This is a genomic window from Bacteroidota bacterium (assembly GCA_016714535.1).
GTDB lineage: Bacteria > Bacteroidota > Bacteroidia > AKYH767-A > OLB10 > JADKFV01.
Genome location: JADKDR010000005.1, coordinates 203,090 through 217,417 on the forward strand (window position 1 = coordinate 203,090; position 14,328 = coordinate 217,417).

The following is a 14,328-nucleotide window of genomic DNA, read 5'->3' on the forward strand; positions in this document are numbered from 1 at the left end:
TATTTCTTAAGGACTTTCATTTTACCCAAGTATTAATAAAAAAATAGGAAATAAAAATATTTATGAAACTTGACATTTTAGCATTTGGAGTGCACCCTGACGATGTGGAGATAAGTGCAGCAGGAACTATTATAAAACATCTTAAAATGGGAATGACTGCCGGAGTAATCGACCTTACGCAAGGCGAATTGGGAACTCGCGGCACTGCAGCAACCAGAATGCAGGAATCCGAATCAGCCAGCCAGATTATGGGCTCCACGGTGCGACATAATTTGGCAATGGAAGATGGATTTTTTGAAAACAACCAAAATAATAAACTCAAGATTATTGAAATGGTGCGTTTGTATCAACCTACTATCATATTGTGCAATGCACTTAACGACCGACATCCTGATCATGGCCGCAGTGGCCGCCTGGTGAGCGATGCCTGCTTCTTATCAGGACTTTCAAAAATTAGTACCGAATACAATGGCCATCAACAGCAAGCTTGGAGGCCGCGGGCTGTATATCATTACACGCAAGACCGCTACCATGTGCCAACCTTTGTGGTAGATATTAGCGAGCACATTGATGCTAAGATGGAAAGCATTAAGGCCTATAAATCGCAATTCCACGACCCCAAAAGCAATGAACCCGCAACCTATATTAGTTCACCTGAATTTCTTGATTCTATAAAAGCCCGCAGTGCTGAGTATGGCAGACAAATAGGAGTGAAGTATGCCGAAGCATTTATTACAGAGCGCTATCCGGGCATAAATGATTTGCGCGATTTGATATAAATATCAAATCGTATTGGTTGCAACTGAACGTGTTTCTGCATCACATGCTACCAACTCATCTATGCTTGGATTTGAACTATAAGTAATAGCTTGCATACACCGTTCAATCATATCACTCATTCCGATAAAGCTTATTTTTTCTTTCAAAAATGCATCAACAGCAATTTCATTTGCTGCATTCAACACGCATGGCGTATTTCCTCCTTTATGCATGGCTTCGGTAGCAAGTGCCAGATTTCGAAATGCAGTTGTATCTGCTTTTTCAAATGTGAGTTGAGGATAATTTATAAAATCAAATCGTGGAAAGTCCGATTTTAATCTAACGGGATATGCCAAGGCATATTGAATGGGTAATTTCATATCTGGCAATCCCATCTGGGCCTTCATGCTACCATCGGCAAATTGTACAATACTATGTATAATTGATTGGGGATGCACAATCACATCTATTTGCGAAGGCTTCAGATTAAATAACCACTGTGCTTCTATCATTTCAAGACCTTTGTTCATCATGCTTGCCGAGTCAATGGTAATTTTGGCACCCATACTCCAATTGGGATGTTTCAGCGCCTCTGCAAGCGTAGCATTTTTTAGAAAATCAAGATTCTTGCCTCTAAATGGCCCACCGGAGGCGGTCAGATAGATTTTTTCTATTGGGTTTTTCCATTCGCCAGCCATGCATTGAAAAATAGCGCTATGTTCGCTATCTACAGGCAATATAGCCACGTGGTTTTGTTTAGCAAGGTCGTTAATTATTTTACCTGCAACCACCATGGTTTCTTTATTTGCAAGCGCAATGTTTTTTTTTGCTTTGATTGCTGCTATGGTAGGTCTTAAACCTGCAAAACCTACCATGGCTGTAAGAACTATGTCTATATCTTCGGAATTTACAACCTGGGCAATAGACTCATCTCCACTAAACACCTTAATTGGGTAGTTAGCCACAAGCGATTTTAATTGTTCAGCTTTTTCTCTTGAGCCAATTACGATTACATTGGGATTAAAACGTACTGCTTGCTCTGCAAGTAATTCAACATTGCTGCCTGCGGTAAGTATCTCAACTTCGAATGCATCCGGATTAGCTTGCACTACTTCTAACGCTTGTGTACCTATACTCCCGGTGCTTCCTAATATGGCTATTTTTCTTTTCAATTAATTCAGATGTTTATCCCGCAAATGTATTTTTTTTCAAAAGCAATCATATACATAACAGTCATTGCTGAAATTTTATTTTTCTTGTTTACGTTATACAATGCTGTTTTTTACCTGACATTAACCCCAAATTGGTTTTGAGGAGGGTTGTGTAATGACAAATCTTATGCTGCCTCCAAAGTTTTTGGAAATTGAAACTTTTACCTATAAACTAAGTTTGTTTAAGCTTTGCACTTTAATAATTGAAAATCAGTTACGCTTACTGTGTATAAACTTGTTAATTTCACCAAAAATAATGTGAATTACTATTTGCACCAGTTATTGCGTAATCATACTTTTGCGCCCATTAGTTGCAATTTCCATTATCGCTAATCTAATAATAGGCCCAAATGCTGCTTGGCATAGGCCTTACGAATTAAAACAAACATAATTTATATATTAAGATGAAAATTTTTATTACCGGTGCAGCCGGCTTTTTGGGTAGTCACCTTGCAGACCGCATGATCGAATTAGGTCATAACGTAATTGGATGCGATAATTTACTTGGTGGTTACAAAGATAATGTGAACCCTAAAATGGAGTTTCATGTGGCAGATTGTATGGATTTGCCAAAGATGCTACAGCTAACTAAGGGATGTGACATTGTGTATCATTGTGCAAGTACTGCTTATGAAGGACTATCGGTTTTTTCACCACATTTAGTTACCTGCAATACCTATCAGATAACTATTAGTGTTCTGAGTGCTTCTATCGAAAATAAAGTACGCAGATTTGTATTTTGCTCAAGCATGGCTCGCTACGGATATTTACCTGTTGTACCTTTTACCGAAGCAATGACTCCGGACCCAATTGATCCATACGGTATAGCCAAGCTAGCAGCAGAAACAACTATAAAAAATCTTAGCAAGGTTCATGGATACGAGTATGCCATTGCGGTGCCTCACAACATTATTGGCCCTCGTCAAAAGTATGATGATCCATTTAGGAATGTGGCCGCCATTATGATTAACCTGATGCTACAAGGACGTCAACCCATCATATATGGTGATGGTGAACAAAAACGCAATTTCAGTTTTGTAGGCGATTGTATTTATTGCTTAGAGAAGATGGCTTTTCAGGATAACGTGTTAGGAGAGGTAATAAACATTGGCCCTGATGATGAGTTTGTAACTATAAATCATTTATCAAAAGTATTAGGCGAGTTGCTTAACTTTGATGTAAGGCCTGAGTATCAACCTGACAGGCCTATGGAAGTGAAACATGCCGGTTGTTCGGCCGATAAAGCCCGCAACCTGCTTGGTTATAAGCCAGACATGACCCTTGAAAAGGGATTAACCGAAATGATTGAATATATAAAAGGCGTGGTGTAAAGCCTTTTGAGTATCACCTTGATGTAGAAATTAAAAACGATTTAACTCCCAAAACCTGGACCAACAGATTGTTTTAAGGTAGATAGCATATCATAATCGAATCCCCGCTCCATGCAGGGATTTTTTTTTATTGCACTATGAAGCTTTCGCTTCTCAATGTTCCATCTTTCATTTCTCCCTTAATAATGTAATAGCCGCTTGACAGTCCTGATACATCATAGTGCGTTTGCTCTTTACCATCAACATCCACCGTTGCAATTTTTTTACCTGCCTCATCATAAATAGAAATAGTTTTTGCTGGGTTATCGAAAATCACGTTGATAGAAGCAGATGCCGGATTAGGAAGTATTCTAAAACCGGAGGTTTTTACTTGGTTTTCGCTTAATGCTGTATTGGCGCAACCACCCCAGGTATTAAATGCTGACTGCAATGAGTCAATGGGTTCAATGCTATCCGGATAAGTATTTACATTAAGGTCAAGGAAGAGGTTGTTTATAGAGTCGGTTGAATTGGCAACTCGAATAAATGCGGAAAAGGATGAAATGCCATAACTTAAACAACGTGTATCAGCACCTGCAACTTTTGCGCCTTGCATGGCTGCCATTAATTTACAAGCAAGGGTTCCATTGGTATTTAAAAAGCGCGACTCCATGCTATCCAAAATATATTGTCCGGCAAGTATATTACCTTGAATAGCATAGTTTGGTCCCAAAATGTGATTTTTATAATTAAAACAATTGACACCGGTGTATGCTGCGCTGCGACCTCCATTTACTATATCCACAACTCCATATTGCCGTATGGCAATATTACTTTGAGCATCGTTAGCTACCAATGAGTCAATAATATTTTGAGGCGAAACCCCTGAATTCATTAACTGTTTTGCATAGTTCTGATTAGCTGCATTCCAGTACGATTGCGTGTGCACAACTCCTGTTCCAGGATGTACATCGCTAATAATAAGAGCACTTACGCTTTGCGAAGTAATGCAGGTTGCGCCTGCACTTCCAACTTGTCCGGTTGCACTATCTACGGCACATATCGAAAATGTGTCTTGAGAATAGACCAATGCACATGGCATGGCGAATGTAAACAGAAGAATTATTTTTTTGGTAATCATAAACTGCATATTTAGTCGTGATTAAATCAATTTTTAGTCAATACAAATATAATAGTGTTTTTAACAAAAGTCATTGATATTTTATTTACACAATTTTCAATCTTATCCTGATGTTTATTTTGCATCGGGGTTATTTTAAAATTTCATCATACTATTAATTAGGGTAGTTGCAATAAATCCAAAAAATCTACGGAAAATAATTATGGAGTAAATTGAAAATTCACTTTATTTGTAAAGCAAATTTAATTTTATGAAAAAAGCATACTTGATATTTTCTTTACTATTTGGGGCTTACCATTTATCTATAGCACAAACAATTTTCTGGACTGAAAATTTTAATAATGGCTGTACAGCTAATTGCCCGGCCGATGGATATGCTGGTACCAATGGTGTCTGGACCGTGGCAGACATTGGTGTGCAAGGCAATGTGGCCAATCAATTTTTTATTTCATGTGCCGAAAATGGCGAACCGGTAGGGCAGTGTGGTGCCGGCTGCGGTAATAACGCAACCTTGCATGTAGGCAGCGTTCCATGTCAGTTTTGCTTTTTTTGTCCAAACGGGGATTGTGGTGCAGCCTATAATGCAGGCCCAGCTATTTTTGGTGAGGACCCTACTACTGATAAGCGATGTGTTTCGCCCATGATAAGCACAGTAGGTTATTCAGCTATTACGCTGTCAGGTAAATATATGGAGCAAGGTCAAGGCACACTTGATAATGCTGACTTTGAATATAGTACCGATGGAGGAACTACCTGGACAACAATAATAATAGCAAAATCGAATAATGCTAATTGTTCCCCTCAAGGCGAGTGGACTGCCTTTAGTTATTTGCTACCTGCAACGTGCAATAACATTTTAACCTTTAAGCTTGCTCTGCGTTGGGCAAACAATGATGATGGTGTAGGTACCGATCCCTCGTTTGCTATAGATGATATTGAACTAAGTGTTCAGGTTCAAACCGCACCTATAGCTGGCCTCTCAACTCCTATTCAAAGTTTTTGCGATAGCACTTGCATCTCATTTACCGACAACTCCACCGGTGCACCTACCTCTTACTTGTGGACGTTTACCGGTGCAGTTCCAGCAACAAGCACACTACAAAATCCAACTAACATTTGCTACAACCTGCCGGGAGTATACGATGTGCAACTTATAGTAACCAATGCCGTTGGAAGCGATACGTTGCTTTTGCCTTCATACATTACTGTTAATCCATGTTTTGCTCCTGTGGTAAATATTGCTGCAACCGATACCTTCCTTTGCGAAAAATCGTGTATCGATTTTTTTGATTTGTCCACCAATAGTCCAACTTCGTGGCAATGGACTTTTACTGGTGCATCTCCTCCATCAAGCACGTTACAAAACCCAACTAATGTATGCTTTAACCTTTATGGAACCTACGATGTTACCCTTGTAGCGTCCAATGCTTCGGGGACTGGTAATACAACTTTTACGCAGTTTATTACCGTATTTGAAAACCCAGCAGCACCTTCTGTTACCCAAGTGGGCAATACACTGTTTTCTTCACCAGCCATGAATTACCAATGGTATCTTAATTCGAATATAATTCCCAATGCTGTGCAACAAGTATATATAGCAACACAGGCAGGTAATTATTATGTGGTTATCACAGATAGCAATGGCTGTCAGGCAGCGTCTAATCAAGTTACGGTTACATCCATGATGGATTTACCCGGAAAGGATTTATATTTACTAAGTCCAAACCCGGTCCACAATTTGTTAACCATTACCTTATACCATGCTTTGGCAGATAAGGCAATGCTAGAGATTTACGATGTTCATGGAAGGATGGTGTCAAGCATGGCTTTCGCTAATGATCAGAATAGTATGGTAGTTGATGCAAGTAAATTAAACTCAGGAATTTATTTTGTAAGAGTGCTAACCAAAGCAGGTATTTTCACGCAAAAATTTAGCAAGCATTAGTATGCAGTTTACACGAGATGAGCTAATTGCTGCTTCGCAACAACCGCAATTGAAAACATTGCAAATTATCCTTAAACTCTTAGAGCCGGGCTGGGCGCTCAATGTATATAACCAAGGCAATTCGGTAACAATAGTCGATGGCGATACCAGGCAAATATTAATTAATGCCATGCAAGAAATCAACAGAGGTTTGGTTGATTTATCCTGGGAAGTAACTAATGCAATTAATTCAGCTACCCGCCTACAATTAACCGAAGAAGCAAAAGTCCAGAAAATTTCAGCCTACGAATTTGTCATGGGTATTCATCGCATGGAAGCAGAAGCTCAATTTAGCGCCATGAAAACCGCATCCGAAATTGGTTTCGATTTACGTACTTATGCATTTTCGTCTGCATCGGTCGATGCCTTTACACTTTTTTGGGAAGAAAAAATAACTGATACAGAATTAATAGATACCATTGCCATGGAACATTATGATAAAGGAATGATAACTGACATGCAGGGAAACAAGGACTTTGCAAGGAATATTTATGAAAAGCAATATCATATGCTTAGCACCTCCGTTACTTGATTACTACTTCTTCAATCACTTGCTCGCCAAGGGCATCGTTCAGCAGTGTAATAATTTTCTCTTTACTTAAGTTCATTTCATGTTTTAGAGCAGCACTGCTAATGGTAATAACTAATCTTTTTCCGTATAGATTGATTTCGCTAGTGCGCATGCCTATGGTCTGTCCCATCACGGTTTCATAAACCTCCTTCAATCTTACTTCAGTTAGTCGATTAGTTAGTTTATTTTCTTTCATCATTTGCCTGATGGCACTACCAATGGTATGTTCGTTGCCTTTCCTCATTTGTTTTTGTACTAATGCAAATAACGATGATAAAGACCAAAGTTTCCTGAATTATTATTTTTAAAATTTTTAAACAAAGAGCATGTTCAAAATATGGAAAACTTGTGCCCCCACCTTATTAATAAACACAGTAATATTGTACAATCCATGCACAGATAATTTATGAACGAAAAGGAAATAGATGCACTAATTACATTACTAGATGATGATGATAAGGAAGTTTCGCAGTTGATTGAAGAAAAAATACTATCAATTGGACGCGATGTAATTCCGCACCTTGAAAATGCATGGGGACAATCTTTTGACCCCGAAAAGCAAGAGCGATTATTACAAATTATTCATAAGCTACAGTTTGAAGATACTCTGGCTGCTCTAAGCGTGTGGAGGCAACGCCCCTATGATTTGCTTGAAGGTGCTATACTGGTAGCACGCCATCAATATCCCGATTTGGAAGATGATGCCATTAAGCAGCAGCTCAATCAGATAAAGCGGGACATTTGGATTGAAATTAATGATAACCTTACAGCATATGAAAAAGTCAAAGTAATCAACAAAGTCCTTTTCGAATTGCATCAGTTTAAAGGCAATACGGCTAACTACCACCTTCCGGCTAATTCTTACATCAACTGTGTACTCGAGAACAAGAAGGGCAATCCGTTAATGCTATCATTAATTTATTCGTACCTGGCGCAACAACTTGATATACCAATATATGGAGTCAATCTTCCCGAACATTTTATTATGGCTTATGTTGATGAGCTCAATATTTTAAGGGAGGCCTTTAATGAGAATAATACAAATGTCTTGTTTTACATTAATGCATTCAGCAAAGGAATTGTTTTTGGCAAGAACGAAATTTCTCAATTTCTTGACAAGCTAAAGCTTGAACATGAGAAGATCTTTTTCGAACCCTGCACGGTGCTTGAAATGATTCAACGCCTTGTACGCAATCTTGTTTATTCCTATCAAAAAATTGGAGATACTGAAAAAGAAGCAGAATTGAACAGAATGTTGCAAATTCTTGCCTAACATTACACCTTAAAATATTTTGGCAATGCATTTTCCGGAATTTATTAAGCCTGCTGCTATTATTAGGCTTTTAACCTTTGCTATAGCAGGTTTTGCAATGGCCGGCTACATTTTGCCATTTATATCTGACGATGTGCAAAAAGCACTCAACCCTCACATGCTGAAAATGCTTTTGGTATTTTCAATTTTTGCAGGTGTGTGTTTTCAAATCCTTGTCTTTAGAAAAAAATTCAGTTGGTTGGTTCTGGCTATACACATTTTTGTTTGCATGATGATGGTGCGCATAAACATTTATACGCCCACAGTAGCTTTAGTAAGTATAATTTGGATTGTGCTTTCACGCTTTAACATTATTAAACCTAACACTGCTATTTCGCTGTTATGTTTGAATACTTTAAGCTTAGGTTTGTTGAGTAACGAATTTCAATTTGCAAAATTATGGCCTGTAATTATGGTGTACGCTGTCTTGTATTTCGTACTTGACCCATGTGTGAATAATAAAATAGAGAAGTTTAAACTATGGTCATATGTGGCTATGCTTGCAGCGCTTGTAGCAGGTATGGTCTTGTTGCAGCGTACCACTAATTTTAGTTTCATTTGGAATTCATTGCCGTTTATGTGCATTTTTTTATTGGTTAATATTATGAACCTATATAAGTATCTTAATAACAGTGACGAAGGCAACAATCAACGCTTCATATATCAATTGCCATCATTTCTAATTTTGCTTAATGCGGCTATTATAGCTGGTTTTGCTGGCATATGGTACGGGTTTTTTATTTTGCTTTTGATGCCCTTTACATTTGTTCTTTTCAAAACATTTGAGGAAGACAATTCTTTTTCAGTTACTCAAAAAGATTTGACCTTGTAAGTGTAACTTATATTTGTATCAATGGTCATAGTTGTATTAATGTCAAAAAAAATTAAAATGAAACCAATCAAACTACTTGTAATTTTAGGCGTTATAGGAAGCATTCTTACAGCCGGATTATTGTGCGGACAGCAATTAGCCATTACCGGAAGCGGTAATCTCGAAATGCAAAAGCGCGAAGTTGGTAGCTTTTGCGGAGTATCTTCTTCTTCGGGGATAAATGTTACGCTCAAAAACGGAAAAGAAAACATGGTATCAGTTACAGCTGATGATAATATTTTAAACTTGATTATAACTGAAGTTAAAGACAATCGCCTGATAATTAAGTACAAGAACAATGTAAATATGAAGCAAAGCAAGGCTTGCGAAGTTATAGTGGTAATGAAAGAAGTTTGCGATTTATCGGCATCTAGCGGGAGCAAAATAAAAAGTACCGATACTTTTTCTGGTAATAAAATAGAGCTAAATACATCAAGCGGTGCCTCCATTAAGGTTGGGCTTAATGCGAATGAGATTAGTTGCAGCTCATCAAGTGGCTCGGCAATCACGTTAACAGGCACGGCAGATAAAATGACTGCCAATGTATCGAGCAATGGTGAAATTAAGGCGGGCTCAATGACCATTTCAGATGTTGAAGCAGAGGCGAGTAGTGGGGGAGAAATAGATGTAAATGTAAACAGAAGCATTGTTGCCCGGGCTTCAAGCGGGGGAGAGATTACTTATTCAGGAAATCCGCAAACCGTAGATAAGAAATCAAGTAGCGGTGGACAAATTAAAGCAGCAGTAAATTGATTGCCAAAGCGTCCTATTTAACTTGGATACTGTTTCTATATATCTTCTAAGATAAAGGCGGTTGTGTCTTTACGAGGAAATGGTTTTACCGAACAAACAGGTATTTCACTTTCATTTATTATTTGTTGAGCTTCTGTGCTTAAAAACCACTCGAGCATCGAACCTTCCTGTTGCGCCATTATCAAAATCAAATCGGCATTAGCGGCCTTACTAAAGTTAAGCACAGTATCACTTTGATCAGAAACTTTCATGTAATGGCTTGAACATTGAACACCACTTTCGGTCACATAATTTTCAACCTGGCCTAATTGACGTTTCAGTTTATTTTCAATAAACTCATCATTTGAATCGTCAAGGCAAAGTATCAGTATTTCCGAATTGAAGTATTTAGCAAATTCAACTCCTGTTTCTACCTTATCGCGCGATTCTTTTGTTATATCAATAGGCATAACAATCTTCTTACAACCTTCACGGTGCAATTTGCCTTTAATGGTAATTACCGGACACGGAGCATTACTAATCACCCTAACCGCATTACTACCAATTATTTTTTTAGTTAGCGTTACTTCTCCATTAGTACCCATCACTATAAACGCGGTATTCATTGACTGAGCTTTTTCTATAATTACATCGTAAATTTTTCCTTGTTCAACAATGGTTTCAAATTGCAGTCCGGTTTCGGCAGAATACTTATTAGCAAGTTCTTTCAATTGCTTTTCTGCATCAGCAATCATTTTTTCATCTTGGCTATCATCTTTAAAAATACTTTTGAACTTGTCCATAAAGGCACTATCAATTACGTGTATTAAGGTGATTATGCTATTCTTGAATCTAGCTATGTTGAAAGACTGATTAAGTGCTATTAATGATTGCTCTGAGAAATCGATAGGAACTAAAATGTGATTTTCGAATTTTTGCATGATTTTCTTTATAAATTTGGTGGCTCAAAATTAGTAATCGAAAACGCATTAAAAAACTAAAATAAGATAAATCATTCATTTCGTATTCATACTAATGGCTATATTTTTGAAGTCTGAAAATTATAAACTTCAATAAACAAACAAATGATGAAAAAGATTCTAATTATGGCGGTTATGGCTCTTGGGAGCATGGCAGTCAATGCGCAAACTAATGATGCTGCGGCAACTCCAGCCACAGCAACCGTGGATAACTCCAATAACCCCAATGCCCCTGACATTGTGTTTATGGAAGAGACTCACGACTTTGGTACCTTGCCGTATAGCGGGAATGGTGAAACTGATTTTAAATTTACAAACAAAGGGAAAGAACCATTAATCATCAGCAATGCACGCGGTTCTTGCGGATGTACAGTTCCTGAATGGCCAAAGGAGCCTATTATGCCAGGTCAGTCAGCAGCTATACATGTAAAATACGATACCAAGCGTGTTGGTCAGTTTACTAAAACTATAACTGTAACTTCTAATGCAAAAGCATCAACCAAGGTAATTACCATAAAAGGTAATGTTATGTCACAGGAAGAGACAGAAAACCAAAGCCCAGTAAAAAAGGCAAACCCAATGGCACCAACTGAAAACAAGTAATTCTATTAAAAATAAAAAAATATTCAAATTAAGATGAAAAAATTATGTTAGCTATGGCAGTATGCGCTTTAACTGCAACTTACAGCAATGCACAGCAGGCCACACCAGTTGCCGATGCAAAACAAGAAACGCCACGTGCCGAAAACAAAAATGCTCCTGAATTTAAGTTTGATGTTGCAGAGTATAACTTTGGAGAGATTAAGTCAGGCGAATCGGTAACTTACGAATACGTGTTTACCAATGCAGGCAAAGAGCCTCTTACTATTACCTCGGCTAATGGTTCTTGTGGATGTACTGTTCCAATCTGGCCAAAGGAGCCTATTAAGAAAGGTGAAAAGGGAACAATTAAAGTTACTTTTAACTCAACAGGTAAGCAGGGTATGCAAGATAAGACCATAACTATTCAGTCAAATGCTAAGACTAATCCTATGGTTTTACACATTAAAGGTAATGTGATTAAGGCCGCTGAAACTCCGGTTGCAACCCCTGCAGTTCAGCCAGGACATGAAGGTCACGGACATAACTAAAGAGCTATAATCGTATTTTATTCAAATGCCCTGCAAGTGTATACTTGCAGGGCATTTTCTTTAATTTCAGATTTAATTGGTGATTTCTGCTCTGGTCAAGCCAGATGGTTGCTGAAATTCTAATGATGGTGATGATGTTCATCTCCTGTTTTTAGATATTCTTCGTGCAGTTTCTTTTGTGCTTCCATAGATATTGGTGCGTAATCATGAAAATCGCTTTTCATTTTACCTTTTCCTTGTGTTATACTGCGTAAGGATTGCGAAAGTTTGTCAACTTCGGCAAGCGGTGTGTGTGCTTTAATCACCTGATGCGAGTTTACGCTATCCATACCAATAATAACACTGCGTCTGCTTTGCAGTTCAGTCATTACATCGCCCATCATCATATCCGGAACTTCTATTTCAACCTCGTTTACAGGCTCCAACAATTGCGGTTCGGCATTATGAAAAGCCTCTTTAAATGCCATCATACCGGCAATCTTAAACGAGATATCATTGCTATCAACGGGATGCATCTTGCCATCGTAAACACTTACCCGTATGTCACGTACGTGCGAACCGGTAATTGGACCTTCGTTCATTTTTTCCATTATACCCTTCAAAATGCTGGGCAAAAAGCGAGTATCAATAACACCACCGGTAATACAATTATTAAAAACAAGTTTACCACCCCATTCCAAGTCGATTACATCGGTATCACGCACCGGATATTCAGATACAGGGGGCATACCTTCATGCCAAGGTTCTATTTTCAGGTGCACTTCTCCGAATTGGCCTGCACCTCCCGATTGCTTCTTGTGCTTGTAGGTTGCTAGGGCAGATTTATGTATCGTTTCGCGATAAGGAATTTTTGCTTTTACAAAGTCAACATCTAATTTATAAATATGTTGTAATCTCCACTTAGTTACTGACAAATGCAGATCGCCTTGTGCATGAACAATTATTTGTTTTAGTTCGCGAGAATAGACAATTTTAATTGTTGGATCTTCAGCATGTATTTCGGGAAGCACCTGTCCTATTCGCTCATCATCAGCTTTGTTTTTTGCTACTAGCGCCACTCGCAGGCGTGGTGGAGGAAAATCTATTTCATCAATTACATAATTAATTCCTTTGCCACAAAGCGTATGATTAGTAAATGTATTCTTTAGTTTTAAAGTGGCTCCCAAATCACCGGCTTTTAGTTTGTTTATGGAATTGCGGTTTTTACCATCCATTATAAATAGTTGATTTATACGTTCGGTAGTATCCGTTACCGTGTTGTGCAAGTCAATGCCAACACTAATTTCTCCGGAGGTAACTTTAAAAACGACAGTTTTCCCAAGTGTGACTCAAACAGCGTTTTATAAATAAAAATAGAAGGTGAAGCAAGTGGGTCACAATTTACAATCTGACCATCTGTTGTATGTTCTGGTGGCATTTCGATTGCCGATGGAGACACATTATCAATAAAGCCCATTAATCTTCCGCTACCCATATCCTTTTTTGCACTTAGACAAAATACCGGAAATACATCATGATGCATCATGCCCGTTTTTATTCCAAGGCGCAGTTCATCTTCATCAAGATTGCCCTTTTCAAAATAAAGCTCCATAAGTTTTTCATCATTTTCAGCAGCTTTTTCAACCAACACATTATGTAACTCGTTAGCACGTTGCAATTCACTTTCAGGTATTGGTAGCTTTTCGGGTTTGCCGCCATCTTTTCCAAATCTGTATAAAGTCATTTTGAGCAAATCAATTATTTCATTAAAGCCAGAACCAGTTACTACAGGGTATTGCATTAAGGTAACTGCATTTCCAAATTTGTTTTTTGCTTGCTCCAAGGTTGCCCAAAAATCGGCTTTTTCATGATCACACTGATTAATGGCAAACAAGGTTGGTTTGCGATATCGATCGCAGTATTCCCAAATTAATTCGCTGCCTACTTCTACACCGTGCTGGGCATTAAGCAGCATGATTGCTGTATCGCAAACTCTAATGGAGGAGGCTACTTCGCCAATAAAGTCATCTAACCCCGGGGTGTCTATTATATTAATTTTGTAATCTTTCCATTCGGTATGTAAGGTGGTAGCATATACCGAACTCCCTCGCTCATGTTCAACTTCGTGATAATCACTTACTGTGCTTTTTTCTTCCACTGTACCTCTTCGAGGAATGATGCCAGCCTCAAAGAGCATAGTTTCGCATAACGTAGTCTTACCGGATTTTGCTGCACCAATAAGTACCACGTTTTTAATGTGTTTTTCGTCATACGATTTCATAATTCAATTATTTTTTTTGGTTAAACAATATGTTAAGAACGACTAACTAAAATCTTAAGTGATTCAA

Annotated in this window: 12 protein-coding genes and 2 pseudogenes; 9 read left to right on the forward strand and 5 right to left on the reverse strand. The window is 38.2% G+C overall.

Annotated features, from left to right (window positions below; genetic code table 11):
* Positions 1-62 precede the first annotated feature (62 nt).
* Entirely contained in the window at positions 63-779 is a 717-nt protein-coding gene (bshB1, locus tag IPO27_08475) for a bacillithiol biosynthesis deacetylase BshB1 (protein MBK8846556.1), read from the forward strand.
* Positions 780-782: 3 nt separating this feature from the next.
* On the opposite strand, the gene IPO27_08480 is transcribed toward bshB1, so the two are convergent.
* Positions 783-1,931: a 1-deoxy-D-xylulose-5-phosphate reductoisomerase gene (locus IPO27_08480; protein ID MBK8846557.1), complete on the reverse strand. Its 1,149-nt coding sequence runs from the start codon at positions 1,929-1,931 to the stop codon at positions 783-785.
* 443 nt (positions 1,932-2,374) lie between these two features.
* Here IPO27_08480 and IPO27_08485 point away from each other — a divergent pair.
* A pseudogene (locus tag IPO27_08485) lies at positions 2,375-3,378 on the forward strand (NAD-dependent epimerase/dehydratase family protein).
* A gap of 50 nt (positions 3,379-3,428) precedes the next feature.
* On the opposite strand, the gene IPO27_08490 reads toward IPO27_08485, so the two are convergent.
* Positions 3,429-4,421 carry a DUF1028 domain-containing protein gene (locus IPO27_08490; GenBank protein MBK8846558.1) on the reverse strand — a complete coding sequence of 331 codons (993 nt, stop codon included), beginning with the start codon at positions 4,419-4,421 and terminating at the stop codon, positions 3,429-3,431.
* Positions 4,422-4,671: 250 nt separating this feature from the next.
* Here IPO27_08490 and IPO27_08495 point away from each other — a divergent pair, with 250 nt between their 5' ends.
* Both IPO27_08495 and IPO27_08500 read left to right on the forward strand, forming a co-directional pair.
* Positions 4,672-6,366, forward strand: coding sequence for a T9SS type A sorting domain-containing protein (locus IPO27_08495; protein MBK8846559.1), 1,695 nt, complete (start codon positions 4,672-4,674; stop codon positions 6,364-6,366).
* 1 nt (position 6,367) lies between these two features.
* Positions 6,368-6,937, forward strand: coding sequence for a hypothetical protein (locus IPO27_08500; protein MBK8846560.1), 570 nt, complete (start codon positions 6,368-6,370; stop codon positions 6,935-6,937).
* Here the strand turns inward: IPO27_08500 and IPO27_08505 are convergent.
* Positions 6,930-7,220, reverse strand: a complete 291-nt coding sequence (locus IPO27_08505) for a DUF721 domain-containing protein (GenBank protein MBK8846561.1) — start codon at positions 7,218-7,220, stop codon at positions 6,930-6,932. The genes IPO27_08500 and IPO27_08505 overlap by 8 nt on opposite strands.
* 162 nt (positions 7,221-7,382) lie before the next feature.
* Between IPO27_08505 and IPO27_08510 the strand changes: the two genes are divergently transcribed.
* Genes IPO27_08510 through IPO27_08520 form a run of 3 tightly spaced genes read left to right on the forward strand, consistent with a single transcriptional unit; the run spans position 7,383 to position 9,912 of the window.
* On the forward strand, positions 7,383-8,249 hold the full coding sequence (locus IPO27_08510; GenBank protein ID MBK8846562.1) for a transglutaminase family protein: 867 nt from the start codon (positions 7,383-7,385) through the stop codon (positions 8,247-8,249).
* Positions 8,250-8,274: 25 nt separating this feature from the next.
* Positions 8,275-9,120: a hypothetical protein gene (locus tag IPO27_08515; protein ID MBK8846563.1), complete on the forward strand. Its 846-nt coding sequence runs from the start codon at positions 8,275-8,277 to the stop codon at positions 9,118-9,120.
* Between the two features lie 57 nt (positions 9,121-9,177).
* Positions 9,178-9,912 (forward strand): DUF2807 domain-containing protein, encoded by a 735-nt coding sequence (locus IPO27_08520; GenBank protein ID MBK8846564.1) that lies wholly within the window; start codon positions 9,178-9,180, stop codon positions 9,910-9,912.
* A 35-nt stretch (positions 9,913-9,947) separates the two neighbouring features.
* On the opposite strand, the gene IPO27_08525 is transcribed toward IPO27_08520, so the two are convergent.
* On the reverse strand, positions 9,948-10,832 hold the full coding sequence (locus IPO27_08525) for a universal stress protein (GenBank protein MBK8846565.1): 885 nt from the start codon (positions 10,830-10,832) through the stop codon (positions 9,948-9,950).
* A 147-nt stretch (positions 10,833-10,979) separates the two neighbouring features.
* Between IPO27_08525 and IPO27_08530 the strand changes: the two genes are divergently transcribed.
* Together IPO27_08530 and IPO27_08535 are read left to right on the forward strand one after the other, a co-directional pair.
* The gene (locus tag IPO27_08530; GenBank protein MBK8846566.1) at positions 10,980-11,474 is read left to right on the forward strand and encodes a DUF1573 domain-containing protein; all 495 of its coding nucleotides are present in this window, start codon (positions 10,980-10,982) and stop codon (positions 11,472-11,474) included.
* Positions 11,475-11,518: 44 nt separating this feature from the next.
* On the forward strand, positions 11,519-12,001 hold the full coding sequence (locus IPO27_08535) for a DUF1573 domain-containing protein (protein MBK8846567.1): 483 nt from the start codon (positions 11,519-11,521) through the stop codon (positions 11,999-12,001).
* 119 nt (positions 12,002-12,120) lie between these two features.
* On the opposite strand, the pseudogene IPO27_08540 reads toward IPO27_08535, so the two are convergent.
* Positions 12,121-14,261, reverse strand: a pseudogene (locus IPO27_08540) (elongation factor G).
* Positions 14,262-14,328: the final 67 nt, after the last annotated feature.